The 24,737-nt window shown below is 69.1% G+C and carries 14 protein-coding genes and 1 pseudogene; 4 read left to right on the top strand and 11 right to left on the bottom strand.

Annotated features, from left to right (window positions below; all coding sequences use genetic code 11):
* The 8 genes and pseudogenes from KCH_RS43105 to KCH_RS36270 all read right to left on the bottom strand — a co-directional run.
* Positions 1–1,433: pseudogene (locus KCH_RS43105) on the bottom strand (hypothetical protein); the annotation flags it as partial.
* The gene (locus KCH_RS36295; protein WP_035875975.1) at positions 1,378–2,175 is read right to left on the bottom strand and encodes a hypothetical protein; all 798 of its coding nucleotides are present in this window, start codon (positions 2,173–2,175) and stop codon (positions 1,378–1,380) included. The pseudogene KCH_RS43105 and the gene KCH_RS36295, both read right to left, overlap by 56 nt.
* Positions 2,176–2,535: 360 nt before the next feature.
* Complete coding sequence (locus KCH_RS36290; protein ID WP_051654118.1) at positions 2,536–3,213, bottom strand: GmrSD restriction endonuclease domain-containing protein; 678 nt, start codon at positions 3,211–3,213, stop codon at positions 2,536–2,538.
* Between the two features lie 42 nt (positions 3,214–3,255).
* A complete protein-coding gene (locus tag KCH_RS42045; protein WP_157032497.1) occupies positions 3,256–3,423 on the bottom strand; it encodes a hypothetical protein in 168 nt (55 codons plus the stop codon).
* Positions 3,405–4,022 (bottom strand): hypothetical protein, encoded by a 618-nt coding sequence (locus tag KCH_RS36285; RefSeq protein ID WP_035875972.1) that lies wholly within the window; start codon positions 4,020–4,022, stop codon positions 3,405–3,407. The genes KCH_RS42045 and KCH_RS36285 overlap by 19 nt, the downstream gene beginning before the upstream one ends.
* On the bottom strand, positions 4,019–4,399 hold the full coding sequence (locus tag KCH_RS36280) for a transposase (RefSeq protein ID WP_167574270.1): 381 nt from the start codon (positions 4,397–4,399) through the stop codon (positions 4,019–4,021). The genes KCH_RS36285 and KCH_RS36280 overlap by 4 nt, the downstream gene beginning before the upstream one ends.
* 500 nt (positions 4,400–4,899) lie before the next feature.
* Positions 4,900–5,463: a hypothetical protein gene (locus KCH_RS36275; protein ID WP_035875966.1), complete on the bottom strand. Its 564-nt coding sequence runs from the start codon at positions 5,461–5,463 to the stop codon at positions 4,900–4,902.
* On the bottom strand, positions 5,454–12,608 hold the full coding sequence (locus KCH_RS36270) for a polymorphic toxin-type HINT domain-containing protein (RefSeq protein WP_157032495.1): 7,155 nt from the start codon (positions 12,606–12,608) through the stop codon (positions 5,454–5,456). Before KCH_RS36270 ends, KCH_RS36275 begins: the two co-directional genes overlap by 10 nt.
* Positions 12,609–12,673: 65 nt before the next feature.
* On the opposite strand from KCH_RS36270, the gene KCH_RS42040 reads away from it, so the two are divergent.
* From KCH_RS42040 to KCH_RS38460, 4 genes are all read left to right on the top strand, one after another.
* Positions 12,674–12,874: a hypothetical protein gene (locus tag KCH_RS42040; RefSeq protein WP_157032494.1), complete on the top strand. Its 201-nt coding sequence runs from the start codon at positions 12,674–12,676 to the stop codon at positions 12,872–12,874.
* Positions 12,875–13,114: 240 nt separating this feature from the next.
* Positions 13,115–17,341 carry a LamG-like jellyroll fold domain-containing protein gene (locus KCH_RS36265; RefSeq protein ID WP_167574268.1) on the top strand — a complete coding sequence of 1,409 codons (4,227 nt, stop codon included), beginning with the start codon at positions 13,115–13,117 and terminating at the stop codon, positions 17,339–17,341.
* 83 nt (positions 17,342–17,424) lie between these two features.
* Positions 17,425–17,715: a hypothetical protein gene (locus KCH_RS36260; protein ID WP_035875960.1), complete on the top strand. Its 291-nt coding sequence runs from the start codon at positions 17,425–17,427 to the stop codon at positions 17,713–17,715.
* Between the two features lie 966 nt (positions 17,716–18,681).
* Complete coding sequence (locus KCH_RS38460) at positions 18,682–18,945, top strand: hypothetical protein (RefSeq protein ID WP_157032492.1); 264 nt, start codon at positions 18,682–18,684, stop codon at positions 18,943–18,945.
* A gap of 639 nt (positions 18,946–19,584) precedes the next feature.
* Here KCH_RS38460 and KCH_RS36250 read toward each other — a convergent pair.
* The 3 genes from KCH_RS36250 to KCH_RS36240 are packed head-to-tail and all read right to left on the bottom strand — an operon-like array spanning position 19,585 to position 24,687.
* Entirely contained in the window at positions 19,585–20,076 is a 492-nt protein-coding gene (locus tag KCH_RS36250) for a hypothetical protein (RefSeq protein WP_157032491.1), read from the bottom strand.
* Positions 20,077–20,086: 10 nt separating this feature from the next.
* Positions 20,087–23,995, bottom strand: a complete 3,909-nt coding sequence (locus tag KCH_RS36245; protein ID WP_051654114.1) for a DUF6531 domain-containing protein — start codon at positions 23,993–23,995, stop codon at positions 20,087–20,089.
* Positions 23,992–24,687 carry a WXG100-like domain-containing protein gene (locus tag KCH_RS36240; RefSeq protein WP_244305753.1) on the bottom strand — a complete coding sequence of 232 codons (696 nt, stop codon included), beginning with the start codon at positions 24,685–24,687 and terminating at the stop codon, positions 23,992–23,994. The genes KCH_RS36245 and KCH_RS36240 overlap by 4 nt, the downstream gene beginning before the upstream one ends.
* Positions 24,688–24,737 lie beyond the last annotated feature (50 nt).

Raw genomic sequence — 24,737 nt, 5'->3', positions numbered from 1 at the left:
GGGTTCGCTGCGGCCAGGGTGCGGTAGTGGCCGGTGGCTTCTTGGGTGACTGCCAGGCCTTCCGCCCGCCGCCCCGCGTCGCCGAGCCGGAGAGAGAGGCTGTTGAGGGCCATGGCGAGGCCGGGCAGGTGGGCGTCCGGATTCGCCGCGACCAGGGTGCGGTAGTGGCCGGTGATGGCGTGGGTGAGGCCGACCGCGCTGTTCGTGAGGCGGTGGCTGGTGTGGGGGAACAGATCGTGAATCGTGATGAGGGTGTCGAGGGGGGTGTCGGGGTGGGTGGTGAGGGTGTCGAGGGCGGCGATGAGGGGTGTGGGGTGGTCGGTGCGGGTCGCGGTGGTGACGATGTGCGGGGCCAGGAGCTCGTGGTGGCGGACGCAGAGGTCGGTGAGCCGGCTGTCGAGGCGGTTGGCGAAGACTGGGTGGGTGGCGGCGCGGCTGTAGACGGTGAGGAGCTGGGCGCTCTGGGCGTCGTCGGCGCCGTCGAGGAGCTGGTCGGCCAGGCGGGGGACGGCCAGGAGGGTGCGGCCGATGTGGCGTTCGGCGAGGCGGTCGGGCTGCAGCGAGCCCCACGGTGAACCGGGCACCGTGGCGGGATAGAGGGTAGCCAGCCAGGCGGTGACTTGGTCGCGGCGGTCGCGGGGCTGGTCCGCGAGGACGGGTAGGCGCCGCCACAGCAGGTCGGCGCTTTCGTCGTCGTCGGCGCCGGTCAGCTGGGCCGCGGCGAGCGCGGTCCTCAGGGTGTTCATGCCGAGGGTTGGGGCGAGGCCGCGGGTGGTGGCGGTGTCGCGCCAGTAGCGGGCTTCGTGGCCGAGGAGCCGGTCCTCGACGTCCTGTGTGTCCTCGTCGCCGCCGTTGCCCGCGGGTTCGGTGTGGGCGGTGTCGAGAAGGCCGGCGAGGACGGTCATGTGGAGGGTGAGCGCGTTCCCGTAGGCGGCGTCCCTGCCGAGGTGCCGGGGCGGCCGCAGGTTTGCGGCGGCTGCCGCCCAGTCGTGCCCGCTGAGGCCGGGCACGGTGGGGAGTTCAGCGGCCAGGGCGCGGGCGGCGTCGCGGTAGTGGACGGCGCGGCGGTCGGGGGCGTCCTCCAACGGTGCGAGGCGGTGGGTTCTGGCGGTGGCGAGGAGTTCCTCGGCCTGTCGGCTTCCCTCGCGGGCCTGCTGCCACCAGTCGCCCGCGGTGCGGGCCAGCAGCAGGAGCTTGAAGGGGCTGGTGCCGGGGTGGTCGGCGGCGGCCTCGACGAGGGCGCCGAGCTGGTCGGGGCGGGTCTCGGCGTAGTCGAGGACGATCAGCAGCGGCTTCGCCGCCCGTCGCAGCTCCAGTAGCTGGTCCGGGCGGGCGCCGGCGCGCGGCCACAGCACCGTCCAGCCCCGGGCGGTGAGTTCACGGCCGAGATGGTGGGCGAGGCGGGTCTTGCCCTGCCCACCCGGGCCGTGCAGCAGCCACGCCCCGAACCCGCCCTGGGCGCACCACCCTTCCAGGTCGGCGAGAGGCCGCTTGCGGCCGTGGAAGGGAACGGTCTGCCGGCCGGCTTCCAGCAGAGCCGCGGGGGTGACCGGGGGCGGGCCCGGCCGGACCGTGGGCGGAGTCGGTGAGGTGGTGGAACTCCACCGCCTCCAAGCCGTCGACCAGGTCGCCGCCGTGTGCCGTGAGTGCCGCCCGGAAAGAAGGGTCGTGGGTGAGGACGTAGGCGGGGACGACGTTCAGGCGGGCGTGACCGGAGCCGGCGCGGGCGGCGGCCACCACTCCGATCAGCAGCCGGTCGGTGAGGACGGCCGCGCCGGACAGCCCGCCCCACGGCGAGGCGCCTTCGGCCGGCCAGTGCGGGGGGTGCTGGTCGAGGTCCATGACGTACTGGTTGCCGACGAAGCCGGTGCCGGGGTTGATCCGGCCCGCCAACTGCTCGGCCTCCACCGCGGTGCGGAGACGCTGGGCCTCCTCCGGCACCCCCCACGTCTCACACAGCGCGCCGGGACGGGGGGTGACCAGACGCCCCCACCGCACCGGCGCCGTCGGCGGCTGCCAGTGCGGGGAGTCGTCGACCAGAACGAGCGCCGCGTCACCGCGCTTGCCCGCAGCGCCGGCCCACACCACCACGCCGGCCGCGGTGCCGGTGCCGCCGGGGTGGAACACGGCCACCTGTGCGCCGACGGGGCCGGTGACGTGCGCCGAGGTCAGCACCAGCCGGCCTCCGACCGCGTACCCCGAACCCGGCCTGCCCGGCCCGCTCACCCCGGCAAGACGTACCCGCTCCACCCCTGAACCCCCTACCCCCGCCCCGCATGCCGCTACCCGACTGCAGCGGCGACATCGTCCGCCAGCGGAACAGCCGTCAGACCTACCCCTTGCTCACAAGGCCGCGCAACCGTGCCGATGCCGACACCGTAGGGCCCGCGCCAGGGCCTTCACAGGGGAAGAACCGACTTTCCCGCGTCTCAGCTGATCTCATGGAGTGACACCTGCGGGCTTCACGGCCTCTGCTGGCGCGCCCGGCCGGGAGGTCGGCCCGCCCGCCCGGCCGGGCGGGCCGACAGCACACGGCTACACGCAGGTGTCGAGCATCTCGTTCAACGCGGTCTTCTCCGGCTCGGTGGTGCTGAGGCCGTAGACGTACTTGATGTCGGTCCAGGCACGGCTGTAGGTGCACCAGTACGACCGCAGCGGCGGGCGCCACTGGTCCGGCCCCTTGTCGGCTTTGGCCCTGTTGGACGCGGCGCTGACGGCGACGAGCTGGGAGTGCGCGAGGTCGTTGGCGAACGCGCGGCGCTTGTCGGTGGTCCAGGTGTCGGCTCCGGACCGCCACGAGGCGGCGAGCGGGACGAGGTGGTCGATGTCCAGCAGCTTGGCGTCCGTGAAGGCCTTGTCGTCGTACGGGCTCACCCAAGAACCTGACACGGCGCGGCACTGGTTGTCCTGGACGATGTCCACTCCGTCGCGTTGCAGGACGACCTCGCGGGTGTCGCAGGTGCCGTACTGCCGGATCCAGTGCGGGAACTTCTCCCGCGAGTACCCGTCCATGCTGTGCGGGGCCTCGACGACCAGCTCGTCGAGTTCCGCGCGGACCTGCTCGAGCGGCGGCGGCTCAGGCAGCTGACGGTGCTGGACGAGCGGGGCCGCGGCCGGCTCGGTCGCGCCCGCCGGGGCGGCCGCGGGGATCAGGGCGAGGGCAAGCGCGGCGAGAGCGGTGGCGCCGCGGCGCCACCGTGCTGAAGTGATCATGCAGCAAGGGCTACCGGTCTCCGCCCTGCGGCCGACGGTTCGTCACCCCCCGGGCGGCGTGCCGCTGTCCGGGTTGACGACGGCCGTCGCCGCTTCCGGCCCGGATCGTCTCGTCCTTCGGTCGGCGGCGCGGGCCTGGAGGTAGGCAGTCCAGTCGGTGGCCGCGCGCGTGCGCCACTTGGTGACGGTGATCAGGTGGAGGCCGAGCATGGGGGCGAGGACGGCCGGGGCATGTCCTGGGCGAGTTGGACGAGGGCGCCGGCCCGGGCCGGGCGGTTGGGGATGCCGTGGGCGGTGAGGCGGCGGGCCAGCGTGCTGCCGGTGATGTGCCGGCCGGGTTCGGCCGAGGGGAAGTGCCAGGGGTTGGGGTGGTTCGCCGCCCAGCCCGTCGGCCGGGGCCGGTCGGCGAAGGCGGTCAGGAGCAGGCCGAGGGGGTCGGGCAGGAGCAGGGGGACGCGGTCCAGTAACAGGACCGTGTCGCCGTTGGCCACGGTCACGGCGGCGGCGGGCAGGGCGGCGATCCGGGTGATCTCCTGGCCGAAGAGGAGGAGGATGGCGCCGGCGGTGCGGATGTCGAGCGGCATGGCGGTGTCGGTCAGGCACTGGTGGAGGATCTCCCAGTGGGAGTCCTCGTCCAGGGCGACGGGGTCGGGCCGTGGCCGCAAGGGGACGTCGAGGTCGCGGCGTCGGCCGACCCGGCCGGCGACCGATGGGATGCCGTCGACCAGGTCGAGGGTCCGGGTGACGTCGTTGACGTTGGCTGCGGTGGTGATCACATGGAACGGGATCCCGCCGCCGTCGCTGATCACGTGGTGCTTGCTGCCGGCCTTGCGGCGGTCGACCGGCGACGGACCGGTCGCCTCACCCCCTTTTTCGCGCGTACGTGGGAGGCGTCCACGCACGCGCGGGTCCAGTCGATCAGTCTGGCCGCGTTCAACTCGGCCAGGAGTAAGCGGTGCAGGACCTCGAACACCCCGGCCTTCTGCCAGCGGCCGAGCCGCCGCCAGCAAGTCTGCCCGGAGCCGAAGCCCAACTCGGGCGGCAACTGATGCCAGGCGATCCCGGTGTACAGCACGAAGAGAATCCCCTGCAGGCACAGCCGGTCGTCTACCGGGCGAGGGCCCGGCGACCGCTCCGGCCAGGCCGGCAGCAGCGGCTCGATCCGGGCCCGCAGCTCGTCGTCCACGATCCACGGCTTATTGCTCACTCCATCACGAACCGACGAATCGTCACATCGGTCACGCCCCACCAGCAACGGTCACCAAGATCGTGTTACGAGTTCATAGGTCGAACGGTGGTGGATGGGCCCGTGCGGCATTGCAGTGCCGTCAAGTACGCACGATGGAGCATATTTTCCTCCGGTCGGGCAAGTTCTGGTGCTGTTGCCAGCCGGTTCGACGTCGCGCTATTGCAGAGGACGGTAGGCAGTTACGCAGCACCCGTCCACTGCGTTGCCGTCACTACTGCCGTCACCGCACGCAGAAGCCCCGTCAGGCTACACCTGACGGGGCTTCAAGCTTACTGCCGCTACAAAGCGAACTACTCGTGAGTCCAGGGAGCGGAGCTACGTCTCACACTTCCGCTGACGCTCGGACAACACGACCTCCGACGCCCCGTATCACCAAGGCGCTGTGAAGTCTTCAGAAAATCTCGAGTTAGGTGGCTCTTTTGCCCCAAGTCGCCGAATCAAAGTTCCTCTGCTTTGAGGTCCCATGGGAGGCGATCCTCTGCGGCAACCTGAACCGCGCGGAGCCTATTTCGGTCCTCCTCAATAAGCATGAGCGACTCGAAGGCGTAAGCCGCTCCCGCCAGTGAGGTGCCATACATGACTTCTGCATACAAGAGCCATTGCCCCTGCCGTACGGCATCAACGCATTCCTTGGCGAAAGCATTCTCTGAGACGCTGGTACCTTCCACAGAAGTCGCCGCCCCAAGGATTTGCAGAATCGTACCAAGGGTCTCACGTCTGGCAGGTTCGGAAAGTGGCCCGGTGAGAGCAGCCATGGCCACCGCGAGGAACGCCGGAGATGCCGCCACGAGGCCGTCGGATCCCGTCAAGACGTGGTCGCGAAGTGACGTATTGAATGCCGCGCCACGACCGTGGTTCTGATCAAGCGTCACCAGTTCGGCGATCCTGGCTGGAAGATGCTCGGCACTCAGGCCGCAGCCGCATTCAATCTGCAGCCAATCAAATTTCTGTAGCTCAATCTCAAACATACTCATGGCGGTGCCCTCTTCTTTCATCTCCATGGACCACCAGGCTCGGCGGTAATTCCCGGCACGAAGTTGCCTCGACTCGGATAGTCTACTTGGCACCGAACACAGACAGGCTTGACGATAGCCGACCACGCTCCACTGCTGTCGCGACCAAGGGTATAGGCATGAGTGAAGATCACTTCATCCGCGTTTCCTCCCAGCGCGAGCAAAGCGTTCCCTTCGGCGCAGTACCCGCAACCGGAGGATGCGAGCACCGTATCTCCCGTCCGGGTGTTGAGTGCTCCGACATAAGTACGACTTCTTGTCTTGGCGCTGGAAGCGAACAGTGCGAACTGAGGTACTCGTTGCGAGACCTGTTCGAGACGCTCAGCCTGGGACCAGGCTGCCGGAGCCGGATCCACAACCACATCCGCGGCGCGACCGCCGGGCTCACCGCGTGTACTGGGTACATTGCAGTTGTGAACCAGGACCGGGCTCTTGCCCGCCAGCACATAGTACGTGTGGAGGTCAGCGACGGTGAGGTTGTAGGCGGTCTGCGGTCCGGTTCGGTAGGTGCGTACGGCTTCGATCGTGGCGGTGGTGTCGTCGGTGGAGAGGACTTGGTCGCCGGGCTTGAGGTCGCCGGCGTCCATCCAGCGGTTTGTGGTGATGTCCCAGTAGGGGTGGTGCTGGGTTGAGACGATGTTCGTGGTTTGGGCCTGGGCGGTGAGGGTGAGTTCGGTGAATTCGGTGTCGTTGTGGCCGATGATGGTCGCAGTGACCGGTTCGGGGTGGGTGGTGCGGGTTGCGGGATCGGTTGCGGTGACGGTGTCGTCGGTGGTCAGTTGGTCGATGGGCTTGGTGGTTCCGTCGGCCAGCAGAACCATGGTTCCGGCGGGGAAGCTGTTTTTGCAGCCGCCGCCATTGCCGCTAAGCCAGCCTCCGACTTTTTCGAGTGCCTCACCCCCAGCCTTCTTGAGTACCGGGGCTGCGAGTGCGAGGCCGGTCTCGGCTGTCACGGCGATTGCTGCGCCGGTCAGCTCGTCTTTGAGGAGTCCTCCCACTGAGTGGTCGGCGTTGCCGTCGAGCATGTTGTTGAGGCCGGCGCCGAGTGCTCCGACCGCCGCGGCGCAGCCGACCGCTGCTGCTACCGCGCTCGCGCCGCCGGTTGCGACGGCTCCGGCGATGCCGCTGGTGTAGCACATGGCGCCGGCGCCGATCTCGACCGCCATGACTACGACTGCGCGGACGACGGGGTGGTCGGTGGTGAAGTTCTGGACTCGCTTCGCGCCGTTACTTATGTGGCAGGTGAAGCCGGACCAGCCGCCGCCGCACTTCTTGGTGTTTCGGCCGTTTCCGGTGTTTCCGCCGCTGCCGTTGCCGTTGCTGTCGGTTGTGGCTGGGGTCTCGCTCTGATAGACCGGCTCGCTGTCAAGGTTCCAGACCGATCCGGAGTAGGCGTTGGTCATCAGTCCGGAGGGATCAGAGCTGTTGACGGGGTCGTTGTTGCTGTAGGCGTAGCCGTTCCATTGCTGGGGGTTGGCTGCGTCGATGAGTGGGTCGGGGTTGATGAATCGTCCGTGGACGGGGTCGTACTCGCGGGCTCCGAGATTGGTGAGGCCGGTTGCGGTGTCGAGGGTGCCGCCGACGAAGCCCTTGTCTCCGGACCAGGCGCCCGGTGCGGGTTGGGCGCCGCGGGGGTTGCCGAACGGGTCGACGGGCCTTCGGGTGACAGACTGGCCGGCGTCAGTGTTGATCTGGACGCTGCTGGTGCCGTGCGGGTCGGAGGCCTGGTAGACCAGAGTTCCGCCGCCGGTGGGCCCGGTGACGCGGGTGATGGTGAGGCCGCCGGGCGCGCTGTAGTAGCGGACGTCCGACATGGAGCCGGTGGCGGTGTCCAGGGTCAGTTCGTCGGAGCCGAGGTTGAGCGTGGTCTTGCCGGGGTTGCGGCGGATGAGCTGGTTGCCGTCGGCGTCGTACAGGTAGGAAGTGCCCTTGGCCTCACCGGTCTTGGTGACCGATTCGAGTTTGTCCTCGCCGTTCCAGGTGAGTGCGGTGGTGCCGCTGGTTTCGGTGATGGAGGTGGTGTGGCCGATCGCGTCGTACTGGTAGGACGTCGCGACGGTTCCAGACGCCGACTTGGTGGAGGCGTTCTGCAGGCCGTGCGGGCCGCCGGTGCCTCCGCCGGTGTTCGGGGCGGTGGTGGGGGTGTTGACGGACTTCGGCGCGCCGAAGGTCTGGGTGGTGGTTATGTCCTTGGCAGTGTTTCCGGTGACGTCGTGTTGCACCAGGGATTTGCGGTTGCCGCTGGGGTCGTAGTCGTAGGTCTGCCAGTACGGCGAGGGGCCGCCGACGCTCGGCTTGGCTGGGGTGCCGGTCATGGCGGGACCGGTGGCGTTCACGCAGCCGCCGATTCCGGGGACGGAGGGGCTGGCTTTGGTGGTGGTACCGGCGGTGTCGGTCCAGGCGTTGGTGAGCCGTCCCAGGTAGTCGTACGTGAAGCACTGGGTATCGGTCGCCGAGGCGTTCTGGATGTCGCTCACCGAGGTGATGCGGCCGGCCTGGTTGTAGGTGTAGGTGGTGACGTCGAGCTCTTTCGGGCCGACCTGACGTTCGAGAGTCGACTTGACGACGCGTCCGGTGGCCGGGTCGTAAATCGGCGTGGACGACACCTGGGTGCCGAAATCACCAAGAGTGGTCTGGAGTGTGCGGCCGAGTCCGTCGTATTGGACGCTCTGGGCGAGGGTGCTCAGGCCCGCGGAGCCCAACAGGAGGCCTGTGTCGCTGTAGAGGTAGTCGACCTCTTCGGCGGGCAGGCCGCCCATGGCGGGCAGGTTGGTGTGGTCCAACAGCCCCGTGATCGGGGTGTAGGCGTTGGTGGTGGTGTAGGTGCCGGCGAGCGCTCCTTCGTTGGCGGGGATGGTGACGCTGCTGCCGGTGGGCCGGTAGTTGGTGTCGTATGCGGTGACCGTCTGGGTGTAGGCGTTGCCCGTGGTTCCGCCCACGTACCGGGTGGAGGAGGCCGGCTTGCCCTTGGCGCCGGCAACGGTGTCGTAGGTCCAGCCCGCCAGTTGGTTGGCCGGTGCGACGCTGCCCGCATATATGCCGGTCTTGCGACCCAACAGGTCGTAGCTGTAGGCCAGCACGCTGCCCTTGGCGTCGGTGGTCGAGGCGACTCGGGAGTTGACGTCGTAGGCGGTGCGGGTGGTGCCCGTGTCGGGGTCGGTGACCGAGGTCTGTCGGCCGCGCAGGTCGTAGCCGTAGGTCCAGGTGTTGCCCTGACTGTCGGTGCGCGAGGTGGGCTGACCGGACGGAGTGAACGCGTATGTGGTGACGTCCGCGTCGGCGGCCCTTCCGGTCACAGCGGAGCCGCGGTACTGCCACAGCGCTGTGGTGCGTCCGCGTGCGTCCGTGAAGGTGCTGGTCGGCGTGCCGCCTTGAGGGGGTGTCACATCGACCCGGTCCGCACCGGGGTAGGCCGTGATGGTCGACCACTGCGTCTGGGCGTTGGACCTGAAGTCCGACTTGGTGACCCGACCCATGCCGTCGTAGGTGCTCCAGGTCTGCGCCAGCACTTCCGAGTCGACCTTGGGCACCACGACCGTCCCGTTGGGGGAGGAGTCGGGGTTGTAGTACGGGGCGGACGCTTTGGTCACCCAGCCGTGCGAGTCGTACTGCGTGTCGGTGACATAGCGGCCGGGAATGGTGGTGAGCGGGGTGGTCTGGGTCTGCCGCAGCCGGCCCAGGCCGTCGTACAGGTCGGTCTTCGTCTGGTACAGATCGCTTGCGGTCTCGTTGTGGGACTGCGACGTGACGACCGAGGGCCCGGAGACGCCGTTGACCGCGTAGGAGAACTTGTAGTTCGGGGAGAGGCTGGTGGCCCGGCCCGGGATCCACACGGCGGTCAGGCGGCCGAGGCCGTCGTACTGCTCGGTGGTGGTGCGGCCGTTGAGATCGGTGGAGGCCAGCGGCAGGTTGCGACCGGGGTCCTGGGTGGCGGTGGAGGTCCAGCCGCTGCCCATGGCGCCGGTCGAGGTGACCTTGGTGGGTATCGCTCCGGTGGCCGGGGTGTAGGTGGTGGTGGTCGTGGCAGCGGTCGCGGCCGGGTTGCGCCCGGTCAGCTGGTTGCCGTCCGTGTCGTATGTGGAGCCGTCGCTCTCGGTGTTGGACACCGGACGGCCGTACACGTCGAACGCGGTCGTGGCGGTGTGGATGTACACCGGGTTGCCGGCGTCGTTGTAGTGGTCCAGCGTCTGGGCGCCGGTTGCCTCGGCGAGCGTGCCGGCCTGGCCGAACGGCTTGGAGTCGTAGAGAGTTCGGGTGTTGCTGACTGTGTTGGAGGAGGTCGCCGTCGTGCCGCACGGGCCGGCGACGGACTTCTTCTCGCTGACCAGGGCCACCAGCGCGCTGTTGCTGCTTGTGGCGTATTTGGTGGTGGTGCAGATCTCCGGGGTGGCGGCGGTGCCGTCGCCCTTGTCGTCGACCTGCAGTTCGCGGTTGGCGTGCGCGGGGTCGCTGGTGGCGGTCTTCGTGGTGGTGCGCCAACTGCCGTCGGCCAGCTTGCTCTTGGCCACGGTGGTGACCTGGTCGGCGGGGTAGCGGGCCACGAGGTCGGGCATGCCGCCGGACTGCTTGTGCGTCGCGGTGGCTCGCTGGCCGCTGCTGGTGGTGCCGCTCACGCTGACGACCTGGCCGCCGGCCCGGTCGTAGACCTCGGTCGTGATCGGCGAGCCGGCCAGCCAGTCGCTGTCGGTGACGCTTCCGCCGAGCGGGGTGGTGACGCTCACGCTGCGCTGCGTGCCGTTGGCGAGAACATCGCCGTCCATGCCGCGCAGGTAGGTGACCCTCTGCTGGGTCTTGGGTGCTTCGCCCGTATTGCCGCTGCCGAGGAAGGCGTCCACCGACTGGTAGCCGCGGAAGCTGTCCCAGGTGCGGGTCTTCGGGTCGGTCCACTCACTGTCGTTGCGGTGCCAGGCCGCGCCGCCGTTGTAGGTGTAGGCCGTCGTCTTGGTCATGGCCCAACCGGTGACTGCGTCCGATTCGGCGACCGAGGTGACCAGGTACTTGTTGAACCAGTCGTTCACCGGGTCCGGAGAGGACGAGCCCGGCAGGTACCAGTGGACGGGTTGGCAGGCCATCGTGTTGCCGTCCTCGGAGGACGGCATGTGGTTCTTGACCCGGGAGCACTCCGGGGACGAGTAGTACACCAGGATCTTGCCACCGGTCTCGGTGGTGATCTGCTGCATACGCGGGCGCCTGAAGGCAGGCTGAGCGGGGACCAGGCCGTCGACTCGGTTGTCGAGTTCGACCGGCGTGAAGGAGACGAGTGGAAGCTCGGCCTTCTCCTGGCCGTTCGTGCCGGTGCGCTTGATCGATGCCAGCCACAATGCGGCCCTTGTGGTGTCTCCGGGGTCCTTGAAGATGTGGGTCAGATCCCAGGTGTCGACCGTGCGATAGTCGGTTGCGACCAGCACCTGTGTGGAGATCCCGGTCAGGCGCTTGGTGCTGAAGAAGGACGGCCCGGAGTTTGTGCAACTGGTGTCGCACAGCTGGTCCAACGGAACGTCCGGCCACTTGGTGGCGTTCGCTGAGGTGCGCTGCGAGGGGTCGCAGGCGAACGTCTTGTCCTCCGGCAGGCAGCGCTCGAAGGTGGTGAAGATTGCCTTGGCGGCGGGCTTGAGCGTGCCGTGGGCCGCGACCTGCTCGGGCAGGCGCTGGCCATAGGAGATCTGCGAGAGGGTGCCACCGCGAACGTACGACGTCAGTGTGCCGTTGCCGCTGTTCTGGCCGGCGCCGCGGCTGTACTTGTTGGTCTCGGTGGCGTAGCTGTAGCTGATGAGGTTCTGGTGGGTATCCACCACGTAGTCGAGGTTCCAGCGCCAGCCCATGGAGCACCAGGAGCCTTTGCCGGTACCGGAGTTGTAGCAGGGGTCGCCGCTGTTGGGCGAGTAGACCGGCTCGGACCAGGCGGAGTTCGACGCGGGGTCGGCATTGTCGCCGCCTGGCAGGTGGTTCTGGCCGAACCAGTACTGGGTGCCGTCGGCGACGGTGACCTTCCAGTACTCGCCGTTGTACAGGCCGTTGGGGGCACCCGTCAGCAGTTCGAGCTTCGTGCCGTCGTCGCCCTGCAGGTGCCACACGCCCGTGTCGTCGTCCCGGACGAGGGCGCCGGAGTGGCCGGCCAGCGACATGGAAGCGTTCTGGCCTCCCCAGCAGAGGTCGCCGGAGCCGTCAATGCCGTCCTTGGAACAGCTCTTGTACGACCGTTCGATGAAGCCCGGCTCGTAACTCCAGCCGTCACCCAGCCACGACGACTGGGAATTGGACGCGGACGTCTTGCCGTCCACCGCCGACGAGTCGTACGACAGCGCCACGGACGGCGCCGCCCCGGCTATGCCAGCGGGCATCTGGATCGGGTACGAGTAGGTGAAGTTACCCATGTTCGAACCCGCACCCCACGCCGCCGACGTCGACAGGGAGGTCGCCGCGTACGAGCCGGTGGGGCCCGAGGAATCCGACAGCGTCGCCAACACCATGGGCGCAGCGTTCCCGATCGGCAGGGTGACGTCGGCGCTGAGCCGGCTGGAGGACGTGTCGACCTTGCTCTCGATCCGCGTCTGGGTACGGCACTCGGGCTTGTCCGGGGTGGTCAGTGCGCAAGCGGGCAGTGCCACCAGCCGGGCCCGGTCCGCCCAGAGCGGCCCCGACCAGGCGTTGAGATCGATGTCGACGGTCACCTTTCGGCCCGCCGAGCCCGCGGCGGCCGCAGAGTCGGTCAGCGCGACGATCGGGCCGACCGCGCCGGCGGCCTTGGCCTTCGCCTGATCTGCGACCTCCACCTTCACCTTGTGCGCGGCGACGGAGTCGGCGGCAGCCACTGCCACGGGCAGTGAGCCCGCCTTCACCAGACCTCGGCCGCCGGCCGCGGGCGCAGCCCCGCCCGTGGCGGCGGCGGCGTCCTTCGCCTCCGCGGAACCGGCCCCAACGGTGACCTCCGCGCTGCCGCTCGGCGGTGTGCCCGCAGCGGTAGAACGCCAGTCCTTCGGCACCGGGAACTCGGGCTTGTTCGGCTTCGCGGGCACCAGGTCGGTGCCCTTCACCGGCTTCGTGTCAGACAGCTGGGCCTTGGGCTTCCAGTCCTTGCCGCGGTCCCGGTTCGCTGCCATTGCTTCGACCGACGGTGCCGTGAGCAGCGTCATCAAGACGGCCAGAAGTGCGACGAGGCCGATCCCCCGCGTTCGTTCTCGTAGCCATCGTCCTAGTGGTGTTCCGGCACGCCATGGTCCCACCCGAGTTCTCCAATCGGATTTCATCGCCGATCGATGTGCAATTTCGCAGTCGCGAGCACATCGAGCAGATCCTATGGATCAGCAAAGGCCCGGTACGCGGTAACTGGGAAGCAGCCACCTTGCCGATGCAATCGTTATCAAAAAACATGACGATCCGTCAGGATATGTCCGCCTGATGCAGGTTTCGTTGCATCGACACCAGTTGAGTCTCCGTCATGCGATTGTTATCGGATCTCAAAGTGGATATTTCAGGCATATGGCGACATTACTGTTTCGCTTCTCAAGCGCACGTCGAGACCATCGAGAAATCACAGCCGCACACTCGGTCGGCGAACTACAGAAATTGAGTACGATTTATGTCCAGCCGAAGTTCCGACCTGCGTAAACCGCGACTCCCGGGTCCCGGGAGGGGGCAGGTGCCCCCTCTGATTGCCCTGCTCGCGTCCGGTGCTCTCGGCCTCGGCCTGCTCGGGATCCCGACGGCCGACGCGGCCGCCCTCAGCGCCTCGCCGTCGCCAGCGCCGTCCGCTTCCGGGAACGAAGTTCTCGCCACGACGCCGGAACAACAGGCAATCGCGGATGCCCGCGCGCACGCCAAGTCCACCGGGCAGCAGGTCGTAGTGGAACCGTTGACCACCGAGTCATCACGAACCATGGCGAATCCGAACGGCACGCTGACCACTACCGACAACTCGATTGCCGTACGTACCAAGCGGTCCGGCAAGTGGGCCGATCTCGACCCAACCCTGCATCGCAACGCGGACAATTCCATCAGCCCGGCTGTCACGCAGGACTCGCTGTCGTTGTCGGGCGGCGGTGACGGCCCGCTCGCGACGCTCACCACCGTCGACGGCGAGAAGCTGGCCGTCACCGCCCCATTCACGCTTCCCGCGCCGTCGCTCGCTGGCGCCACAGCCACCTACGCCAACGTGCTGCCCGACGTCGACCTGGTGGTCAGCGCGCTTAGCAACGGCGGGTGGCGGGACGTGATTGTGGTCAAGACCGCAGCTGCGGCCGCCGACCCGCGCCTTAAGACACTGCACTTCCCCATGTCCGTGACTGGCCTGAGCATCGAGACCGACACGGCCGGCAACATCAGCTTCAAGGACTCCGCCGGTAAGGCACGCCTCCAGGCGCCCACGCCGCTGCAGTGGGACTCCACCGTCGCACCGGTCGCCGCTACCGGCTCGGCCGCGCCCTACTCGCTGACGTCAGCTCAACAGACCGAATCCGGGGCGCTGTCGAGTGCCGCTGGCCCTGGCCACACCGCTGTTGTCGCCCCCATGACCGTGAAGTCGACCGGTTCCGGTCTCGATGTGACACCGGACGGGGCCACCTTTGGCAAGGGCACCGGCCCGTGGTACTTGGACCCGACCGTCGGTGCGGTCAGCTACAAGACAGCCTCGACCCAGGTGCAGGAGTACCTCCGCGACGCCAAGTACTTCAGCACCGCCGACCAGGACCTCGGCGTCGGCTATTGCGGCTACAGCGGCTCCAACCCCTGCCCGGCCTACGGTCGGGAGCGTGCCTACATCAGGGTCGGCATCGCGCCCGAGATCTACAACCAGCCCAGCGGTGCCCCGGCCCCGCCGACCGTCTACGACTCCACAATGCTCGTGAACGTCGTCGACGCCTCGTCCCCGACCACCAGCACCACGTTCGGCCTTTACTGGACCGGGACCATCGACGCCGACACCACCTGGAACAACCAGCCGTGCAACGGCAGCGGCACCTTCGGCGGCTGCACCAAGGTCGCAGACTCCGCCGCGCCGATCACCGGAACCGGCACGATCTCCTTCAACGTGACCGCGCAGATGCAGCAGGCCGCGTCCCAGAAGTGGGGCGACTGGACCGTCGGCATCGCGCCCAGCGACGAGAACAACAAGCTCTACCGCCACCACATCCGGAGCAACGTCTCCATCACCACCAACTACGACATCACGCCCAGCTCGTGGTGGCCCCGCAGCAGCCCGACCCCGGGCTTCGCCAACACCGACGGCAAGGGCAAGCCGACCGGCGGCGACTGCTTCGGCAGCAACAACCCAGGCTGGATCGGCGCTACCCAGAACCTCACGCTGGGCCTGAGCCAGTGGTCCCCGACCGGGCAGAACCTCACCGACAACTTCGCCGTCTGGGACGAGACCGCCAACACCTTCCCCGGGGTGTGGTCCACCCCCGCACCCGCCTTCGGAGCCGGGTACGTCAACGTGCCGGGCTCCGCTCTGGCCGACGGCCACCAGTACCGCTGGTGGGCCAATGCCAACGACGGCCTGCTCACCTCTCCGAACTCCGGCCCCTGCTGGCTCCGCGTCGACAAGACACCGCCCAGCGTGAACGTAAGCTCCACCGACTTCCCGCCCTCCGGCTCCCCGAACCCGTCCAAGGCGGTCGGCAGCGCGGGAATATTCACCATCACCGGCAGCGACCTGGCCCCCGCCGGCACCAGTGCCTCCGGCCTCGCCTGCTTCCGGGTCAGCACTGACCCAAGCCCGGTGACCGGCTGGAACTGCGACCAGATCGGCGCCCTACTGCCCGACGCCAGCGGCACAGCCTCCTACAGCTACACCCCGCCGCGCTGGGGCACCAACGTCCTCTACGTACAGGCCCAGGACAACGCCGGCAACTACAGCCAGCCGTTCGCCTACAGCTTCTACGCCCCGTGGAGCGCGGCCCAGGGCGTCGTCTATGGCGATGTCACCGGCGACCGGCGTCCCGACATCCTCCTGCCGGACAGCACCGGCAACCTGCGCGTCGTCCAGAGCACCATCGACCCGACGCACGCAGGCTGGCTGGTCGGACCGGCCGTCACCTCGCCCACCGGCACCTGGCAGGCCGTCCAGGTCACCCATCACGGGTCCCTGCGCGGTGGCGTCACCCTCGATGATCTGATTGCCCACCCGGCTGGAAGCCCACAGCTCTTCCTGTACCTGAACTCGGCCGCCGGATTCACCACCCGCACCGCGTTCTATCTGAACGGCACCACCACGCAGGGTGCGGTCACCTGCACCGACGCCAACGGCCTCACCATCACCTGCCCGACCGAGCTCGGCACCGACTGGAGCAACGCGACCCAGATCCTCGCGGTCGGATCCGTCGAGGACGAAGTCGCTGCCACGCCCGCCAGGACCTACCTGATCGCGGTGATCGGCAAGAAGCTCTGGCTGTTCTCCCCCGGTAGCAACAGCATCAAGCTGCTCGCGCCCAAGGACACCCAGATTTCCGACCTCGACTGGAGCAACTACGACCTGATCGGCCCCGGCCCCGCAAACGGCACCACCACCTGCACCACCACCGCCGGAACCACGACGACCACCAAGCAGGCCACCCTGTGGACCCGCGAGCGCAGCACCGGCAAGATCCTCTCCTACCCGATCACCAGGAACCCCGCCAATAGCTGCGCCATCGACTACTCCGCGCTCGCCGATCCCACCAAGGGGACCGTCATCGGCAGTGGTATCAACCCCGCCGCCTACCCGACGGTCGGCTCGGTCGGTGACCTGACCGGTGACGGCATCGCGGACCTGTACGCGCAGAACTCGGCCAGCCAGCTCACCGTCTGGCCCGGCAAGATCGGGGACCCCGCCGGTCACCCCGGTGTGGTGACCGGCTTCACCGGCGTCAACACCGTCGGCGACCTGCGTCCGCCGCTCGCCCGCTACCCGCTCGCCGGCAACGCCAACGACGCCATCGGCCGCAACAACGGCACCGTCACAGGCGACGTCAGCTGGATCTCCACCGGCCGGGCCGAGCCGGCCAACGCCGCACTGCTCAACAGCACCGGCAACAACGGCGAGATCGACACGACCCTGCAGGTCAACACCCAGCAGTCGTTCACCGTGAGCGCCTGGGCCCGCGCCGACCAGCTCACCGAAGGCGTCGTCGTCAGCCAGGACGGCACCGGCACCAGCAACTTCATGATCTGGCCCAGCCTGGTCAACGGCGTCACCTACTGGAAGTTCGCCATGGCCACCGCCGACACCGCGAGCGGCTGGCCCTACGACGCCACGGACGCTGTCAACTCCGCCGGCCGCGTCCAGCCCGGCGCCTGGACCAAGCTGACCGCGACCTTCAACGCCACCACCAAGCAGATGGTCCTGTTCGTCAACGGCGCCCCCGCCGCCTTCGGCACCCACAACACGACCATCCCGGCCACCGGCAAGCTCGTCATCGGCCGCTACCGGGGCGGCAACGCCAACAGCAACTACTTCAAGGGCGCCGTCGCCGACGTCTCCGTCAGCAACTTCGTCGACACCCTTCCCACCACCCTCACCGGCGGCAGCATCCTCCGCCCCGGCGACACCGTCTACGCCGCCCACACCATGCTGGTCATGCAACCGGATGGCAACCTCGTCCTCTACGCCCTCAACATCCAGAACACCCCCACCGGCAAAGCACTCTGGGCCACCAGCACCAACGGAAACCCGGGCGCCTGGGCCACCATGCAGACCGACGGCAACCTCGTCGTCTACAAGCCCGACCCGACCTTCACCACCCCCGGCAGCAGCGCGAACTCCCTCTGGAACTCCGCCACAGCCGGAAACCCCGGTGCCGTCGCCAAAATCCAGGACGACTGCAACTTCGTCATCTACAAGCCGTCCGGAACCCCCGCCTGGGACTCCAAGACCTACAACCCCAACCCCTGAACCCTCTGCGACCAGGCCCGCCGGACGAACCAGGCCCGGCGGGCCCCTCACCCACCCATCAGACTCCAACCCCAAGGAATCCCATGCCCAAGCAGCCCATCCAGCTCAACAAGGACAGCGCAGTCGGCGGCCCCCTCGCCGGCATGAACGGCTGGCAGTTCCTCCTCACCTTCCTCCCCCTCGGCCTCGCCCTGGCCTTCCTCCTCGGCGCCGTCGGCGCAGCCATTGGAGCAGGTGCCGCACTGGTCAACATCAAGGTCGCCAAGAAGGAACTGTCTACGCCTACCAAGGTACTCGCCATGATCGGCGTCGACCTTGCCGCGGCCGTCCTCTGGTTCATAGTCGCGCTCGCCCTCAACGCAGCGATCGGATAGTCCCGCCGGCTCGAGCGCGCCTGGGTAGGCCAGCGCATCGGCTTCGCGCTCACGGGGGCGCCAGGAGACGTCGCACCGTGACCAGCGGCCGCTTAACCGCTGGCCCTTCCTACTCCCCCGTACTACCCGGGCTGCGCAACCAATCCGCAAGGAACCACACCCGCCGGGGATCGAAAACAGCCAATCAGGACCACGGCACTTAACGCTGCGACGGTGCCTGCATGTTGACCACGGCCAACACGCAGGCACCGTCACCGCATCGAACGTCATTTCGCGAGACCCTCCGCTGCGCCCTGGTCGCGACTGCGGCCAACAGGCCACCGCCCTTCGGCCAGTCCTGGACGACGACAGCTACACGGCCCTCATCGAGGCCCTCCACGCCCAGGTCCCTCTGCCGTTGCCCGCAGACCCACGGGACGTCCTCCCCACCGATGGGCGCCGCTCTCAGCCCCCCGAAGCCTCCACCGAGCGCACATATCGCCCGCGGACAACATCCCGCCGCCGCGCTACCACCACGAGCCGATCGCTACGGGAAAGGCCTCACATCCCGATCCCGGCCGCCTACCGTGGAGTACCAACTACCGGCGGGGGAACGGGGGAGCGGCAGCATGTCGTGGCTAGACGCGGTACCGCTGGCCCTGCGGATGCTGCTGCAGAAGGACAGCCGTGTCGACCCGCACCTGGAGATCCTGCGCCTGGGCGTCGAGCACGAGGACGTCGCAGCCCGCGACATCACCGTCACCCTGGTCCTGGACGGCGCACTCGTGACCGGAACGGTGAACAGCGGCGTCGCCAGCAGCAGCTCGACCAGCCCCCCGAACAGGCTACACAGAGTACTCCGCAGTAGCCACCGGTGCCATCACCGGCGAAACCCCGTCGGCCCGGTGCTGCCTGGTGGTGGCACAGGACAGGCGGCGGCCGGCCGTCCGGTGGCCGTGTGGGGCTGGCGGGGCGAGGCTCGACGGCATGGGGATCATCGTGCTCTTCGTCCTGCGGGCCGACCAGGAAGTGGGCTCGGGCGGCGTTGAGTCGGCCGTGGTCGCGGTCCACGCCGTCGGCGCTGACCCCGACGTGCCCGAGGACCCACTGCCAACCACACTGTGCGGCCTCGACACTGCATCGATGGAGCACGCCCGCTACGAGCGCACCGCGCCGGGCCAGCCCTGGTACCCGCCCCACCTCGCCGCGCAGCGCTGCCCGGAGTGCGAGCGGGCGCTGCGGGCGCTGTAGAGAGGGGTGCTGACGGGGTGTCGGAGGCGGCGGAGGTACTGCGGCGGGCGGCTGGACTGCTGGAGCAGCGGGCGGTGGCGGCCGCCGAGGCCGGGACGCGATGGATGGTCGACCAGGACGAGCACGGGGCGCCGGTGCTCGCCTCGTACCGGCCCGACGACACCATCGCCGGCGAGCCCGTCAGCACGAGCACCATCGCGTCGTACGCCTACACCGACCACCCCGACCGGCACGCCCCGCGGCTCTCGCTCGCCGCAGCCGCGCACAGCGCCGGCCACCGCGCTGGCCCTCACCGCCTGGCTGCGCGCCACCGCGGCATTCGCCGACCGCGCCGAGGAACTCGACGGCCTGGCCGACGCGGCGCCGCTGCTCGACCTGGCCGGCGCCCTCGCCGTGGCCTACCTGCGGCACGACCCGTAGCCGTGTACCCGTCCCGGCTCACCTCCCAGGCTGCCCTGGCGAACGGTGCCCGTCGGAGGCTTGCGCCTGCCGGGCTCTATCGTCCGGTGGCGCCCACGATGTCCTGGACGATCCGGCCATCGGTGCACTGCGGCTCGGCGTGGCCCTGGCGCGGTGACGGCACCGGCCAGGCGCTCGCCGAGGTCCGGGCATAGGGCGTTGGCACTATCGAGCTGGCTGTCACTTTTGTCCGAACTTTTCCCGCCAGGCGTCGCGTGCAGTCTCGAAGGTGTCGGTAGCTCGCAGCCACCGCCCCTCGGCCCAGTTCCGTACCGTCAGTCGGGCCGAGGTCCATCGGAACCACCAGGTCAGCTGCCGGAACGGGATGTAGGTCAGCGTGTCCTTGATCGCCGAATCCGCCGGTCCGCCCAGCCCTTCGGCTCGCAGCGCCGCGTAGATTCCGGGGGTCAGCCGGCCCGAGGTTCTGGCGAGGTCGCCGGCGGCCACGCAGGCCAGCCGGCGGACCTCGGGGCGGGCGGCTCCCAGGGCACGTTCGACCCTCGCCGCGACGGCCTCGAAGTCGCCGTCGGCCGCGTGGACCAGCTTGATCACCTCGGTGCCGACGTCGGGGTCGTCCCGGTCGAGGCCGGCATCGACTGCGGCGAGTCGCTGGTCGATCCCGTCCGGGGTCGGATCCGGCATGGCTGGCGTGCCCTCCTCTGTTTCGCTCATCCGGTCCTGCCTACTCCTCGCAGGGCTTCGGCGGGGGCAGGACTCGCTGCTTCTTGATGTTGTCGATCATTCCAGCCTTCTTCAGCTTGGTCAGGTCTCCCTCGGTGACGCTCTTGGACGGGTACTTGGACTGGACGTGTCCGTGGTAGTACTCGGTGACGTTCCCACGCGTGTCGGTCACCTCGCGGTGCCGGTCGAGGACGACGATCTCGTTGCTGTCGTAGTCGACGCCGAGTCGGCGGGTGACGTCCGGGTTGTTGGGGTCCATGTCGATCGACCGGTCCAGCGCGGCCTGCCCGTTCGAGGGCGCCCGGCTGACCTCACCCTTGCCGGACGAACTCGACGCGCTCCCGTGCTTGTCGTACTCGGAGTCGTCGAAGATCCGCCGGGGCTCGTTTCCGCTGCCGTTGCCGCCGCTGCTGTTGCCCTTGCTCTTGCCCTTGAGGCCGAGCGGGTCCGTCCACCACAGCGGGTTGGCGACGTAGCGGTGGTGGTTCGGCGCGGGTTCCAGGCCGAGGGGGTCGGGCGACAGGTAGCTCGCGGTGTCGGCGTCGTAGTAGCGGGCGAGGTTGTAGTCCAGTCCGGTCTCGGCGTCCCGGTACTGGCCGGGGAACCCGAGCGGGCAGTCGACGTCGCCGCGCCGTGTCTCGATGGGCCGGCCCCAGAGGCTGGCGGTGGTGCGCCACGCGATCTCGCCGTCGGCGGTGACGAGTTCGGCCGGCGCGCCGGCCAGGTCCGTGACGATCGCGTGGAATCGACGGTCGATCTCCTCCCGGGTCGCGCCCGCGAGCCGCCAGGACCGGTCGACCTGGGTGGCGGCGCGGTAGCCGGACGGCTCCCAGTCCCACGTGGTCGCCCGCTCCACGCCGGGCAGTTGGAGGAGCCGCTCGGCCAGGTGGGTACCGTCCCAGCTGAACAGGGCCTGCTCGACGACGGAGCCGTCCGGGGCGAGGCAGGTCTTCGACACGCGGCGTCCCAACGCGTCATACCGGTAGACCCAGGAGCGTCCGTCGGGTGTGTCGGCCCGGACGAGCCGGTCGTCCGCGTTCCAGGTGTAGCGCCACTCGCGGGCCTGGCCGGAGAGCGAGCGGCGGATCGTGCGGACGACTCGGCCCTGGTCGTCGTGCTCGTAGCGGGTGCGTCCCGCGCGGGTGACCAGCGTCCCGGCGACCTCGCGCTCGCCCTGGGAGTCGTCGTCGGTTGCGGGGAAGTCCGCGCGGGTGACGTTGCCCGCCGCGTCGTAGGCGTACGTCTCGGTCCAGGTCGCGGCCCGCACCGCGGTGACCCGGCCGACGGCGTCCAGCTCGAAGGACCGGTCGCCGGCCAGCTGGTCCGCGACGGCGATCGGGTGGCCGTCGGCCCGGTAGGTCCAGCTCCGGGCCTGGAGCTGCCGGTAGCCGCTGGCCTCCGCGGCGTCGGCGCCCCACAGCGCCTGCCCGGCCAGCCGGTGCGACGCGTCCCAGCTCTTGGTCAGCGCGACGCCGGCACCGAAGTGCCTCGTGGTCTCCCGGCCCAGCGCGTCGTGCTGGAACGCCAGCTTCTGGCCGTCCGTCGTGAGGCGCGAGGGCAGGCCGTTCCCGTCGTATGTCCACTCCGACACCACGCCGCTCGGGGTGACCCTGCGGACGGGCCGGCCGAGCAGGTCGTACTCGTTGGACACCGCCCGGCCGTCCGAGCGTTCGCGGATCACCTGCCCCAGCGCGTCGTAGCCGAACTCGACGACGGAGTCGGCGGTGGCCGCGCGGAGCATCCGGCCCGCGCTGTCGTATGCGAAGGAGGTGGCGGTGCCGTCGGCGGACCGGCTCTCGACGACCCGGCCGGCGCCGTCCCGGGTGTACCGGACGGACTGGCCGGAGCCGTTCACCCGCTCGACCAACTGGCCCGCGGCGTCGTACCCGTACCGGAGCGAGCGGCCGTTGAAGTCGTTCTCCCCGACCAGGTTCCCGGCCGGGTCGAACTCGTAGCGCCATCGCGCCCCCTGAGGGCCGGTCACCGCGGTGAGCCGCAGCTCGGTGTCGTGGGCGAACTCGTAGCGGACGCCGTCCGGACCGGTCCGGGCGGTCGGCATGCCGAACGGGCCGTACTCGAAGGCGGTGACCCGGTTGTCGGCGTTCCGGTACTCGACCACGTCGCCACGCGCGTCGTAGCCCCAGCGCTCGGTCCGCCCGTCCTGCCCGGTGTGCCAGGCGAGCAGCCCGTCCGCGGTCCATCCGCGTGTGGTCACGCCGCCGAGAGCGTCGGTGACGGTGTGCGCCCGTCCGAAGGCGTCCCGGGCGCTGGTCGTGACCCCGCCCAGCGGGTCGGTGACCGAGAGGATCAGGCCGGCAGGGTCGGTGGTGTACACGGTGGTGTGGCCGAGCGCGTCGGTGACCGACTCCAGCCGGCCGAACTCGCCGTACTGGCATCGGGTCTGCCCGCCGTTCGGCGCCGTGGTGACCAGCAGGTTGCCCCGCTCGTCGTACTCGTACTGCCACCTCGCGCCGTCGGGCTGGACTGCTTCCACCGGCAGGTGCAGGTCGTTGAACACCGCGGTCGACCGGGTACCGTCCGGCAGCCCCACGGCGACGAGGTTGCCGTCCACGTCGTACTCGTAGGAGGTGGTCCGGCCGAGGGGGTCGGTCTGCGAGAGCAGGCCGTCGCGGCGGTCCCACTCGGAGGTGGTGACCCCGCCGAGCGGGTCGGTCTCGGAGACGGTCTGGCCCGCATCGTTCAGCTGGTAGACGGTCCGGTTGCCGAGCGAGTCCCGGACCGTGGTTACCCGGCGCTCGAGGTCGTACGTGAACACCGCGTCCAAGACGCCGTGGTCGCCGCGGGTCTGCACACAGCGGCCCGCACGGTCATAGATGTACCGGTAGCGGAAGCCGCCTCGGCCGGTCCACGAGGTGACCCGGCCGGCCTCGTCGTAGGTGAGGCGCAGCGGGATGCCGGCGGCGTCGAGGATGTCCGCGAGGTTGCCGTTGCCGTCGTAGCGGAATCCGGCCAGCGGCGCGTCCGGGGACTGCTCCGAGGGGCCCGCACCGATCAGCCGGTATGCGGTGATCCGGCTATTGGTGGACTCGATCGCAATGCGGTAGCCGCCGCTGTGCCGGACCTCGACCGGTACGCCTGCCGCGGAGTACTCGATGTCGATCCGGTTCCCGTTGCGGTCGGTGATCGCGCGCAGCGGCAGCTGCACCGGGCCGTTCGCGGGATCGGTCTCCTCCTCGAGGGCGTCGAAGTGCAGTGCCAGGCCCTTGAAGGGGTCGCTGACGGAGATCCCGGTGCCGGACTCGGTGTCCCGCGTGAGGGGCAGCCGCGGGCCTTCCACCGGGAGTACCGGCTCGCCGGGAAGGGGTGTCGGGTAGACGAGGAGCATGCCGTCGGCGGAGGCGAAGACGACGCCGTCCTCGTCGATTTCCAGTCGCTGGTCCAGGGTCGAGGCCCACGAGCGGCCGAAAAAGCGGCCGGACCGGTAGGAGGAGATGTGGGTGCGGTTCAGCACCAGGGGCAGCACGCCCGGCAGGTCGACGTCTTCGTGCTGCATCACCATCTCGCCCGAGGCGATGTCGACCGGGTCGCTGCGGCAGTTGCGCCGCTTCGCCGGCACCGCAGTCTGCCGGGGCTCGGCCGCGCCGTCGCGCAGCCGCGGCGGCCGGGGATTCGCCGAGCCTCCGTGCCCCGCGCTACCGCCCCCGTGGCCGCTGCCCTTGCCGGTTCCGGTGCCGGGGTGGTGGAGGGCGTCCTTGCCCTCGCCCTTGAGGATCTTCTCGAGGTCTTTGACGTGCTTCTGCTCGATCTCGCGGGTGTTCTTGGCGACGGTCTTCAGGTTGTCGCCCGCGTGCCGGTAGAAGTTCTTGAGCGCCTTCCCGGCGTCCTCCGCCAGCGTCTTGCCAAGCTTCTGCGCGCCGTGCTCCAGCGCCTTGACGATCTGGTTGCTCATTCGAAGCTCACCCCCGCGATCTTGGACTGGAACGCCTGCGCGTGACCGGCGACCGCCTCCGCCTGGTCGTGCATCATCCGGGCGTGCTCGTCCAGCGCGTCCGGGTCGATCTGGAACCCACTCCCGCCACCGCCGCCACCCCCGCCGAGCGCGGACTCGGCGGCCTGGAACACCATCCCCTGAACGGCGTTCGCCACCGTGTCCACCAGCGGGCCGATCGCGGCCTCCACCACCTGCGCGATGATGTACTGCTCCAACTGCTGCTCGAGATAGTTGATCAGGCGCTTCGCGGTCTCCTCGATCAGGATCACCGCCGCCTCCGCCGCACCGAGCGTGGCGACCGCCGCGGCCTGGTCCGCGATGAACGCGGCCGCCAGCGCGATCAGTTCGCCGATCGTCTCGACCTTCATCGCCACGATCACGTCCGCCGCGATGTCCAGCGCGTCCGCGACCACGTGGCACGCCTGCACCAACTCATTCAGGTGCTGGTCCGAGACCGACGCCCACTTGGCGAGCAGCGCCTCGTACGACGCGCCCTGGTACGCCTGCCCCAACTGCTGGATCGTGGACGTCGACTGCTGGTGCACCGACTCCACGTTCTGCGCGAAGTCCCGCACATGCGCGCCGAACTCCCGGACCTTGTCCTCGTTCACCGTCGGCCAGTTGATACCGATGAACGACAGGAACTCCACTACCTCACCAGGCAGTTCAATTGCCACAGCATGCCCCCCGACAGCGACCA

It is taken from the genome of Kitasatospora cheerisanensis KCTC 2395 (assembly GCF_000696185.1).
GTDB lineage: Bacteria > Actinomycetota > Actinomycetes > Streptomycetales > Streptomycetaceae > Kitasatospora > Kitasatospora cheerisanensis.
Note: the sequence above shows the minus strand (reverse complement) of the source record. Positions and strands in the feature narration are given on the sequence as shown.

Coding starts and splice junctions, on each gene's coding strand:
- KCH_RS36290 (WP_051654118.1), bottom strand. CDS start 3,213: ATGATCACTTCAGCACGGTGGCGCCGCGGCGCCACCGCTCTCGCCGCG.
- KCH_RS42045 (WP_157032497.1), bottom strand. CDS start 3,423: ATGCTCGGCCTCCACCTGATCACCGTCACCAAGTGGCGCACGCGCGCG.
- KCH_RS38460 (WP_157032492.1), top strand. CDS start 18,682: ATGGGGATCATCGTGCTCTTCGTCCTGCGGGCCGACCAGGAAGTGGGC.
- KCH_RS36245 (WP_051654114.1), bottom strand. CDS start 23,995: ATGAGCAACCAGATCGTCAAGGCGCTGGAGCACGGCGCGCAGAAGCTT.
- KCH_RS36250 (WP_157032491.1), bottom strand. CDS start 20,076: ATGAGCGAAACAGAGGAGGGCACGCCAGCCATGCCGGATCCGACCCCG.
- KCH_RS36275 (WP_035875966.1), bottom strand. CDS start 5,463: ATGGAGATGAAAGAAGAGGGCACCGCCATGAGTATGTTTGAGATTGAG.
- KCH_RS36260 (WP_035875960.1), top strand. CDS start 17,425: ATGCCCAAGCAGCCCATCCAGCTCAACAAGGACAGCGCAGTCGGCGGC.
- KCH_RS36270 (WP_157032495.1), bottom strand. CDS start 12,608: ATGACGCTGCTCACGGCACCGTCGGTCGAAGCAATGGCAGCGAACCGG.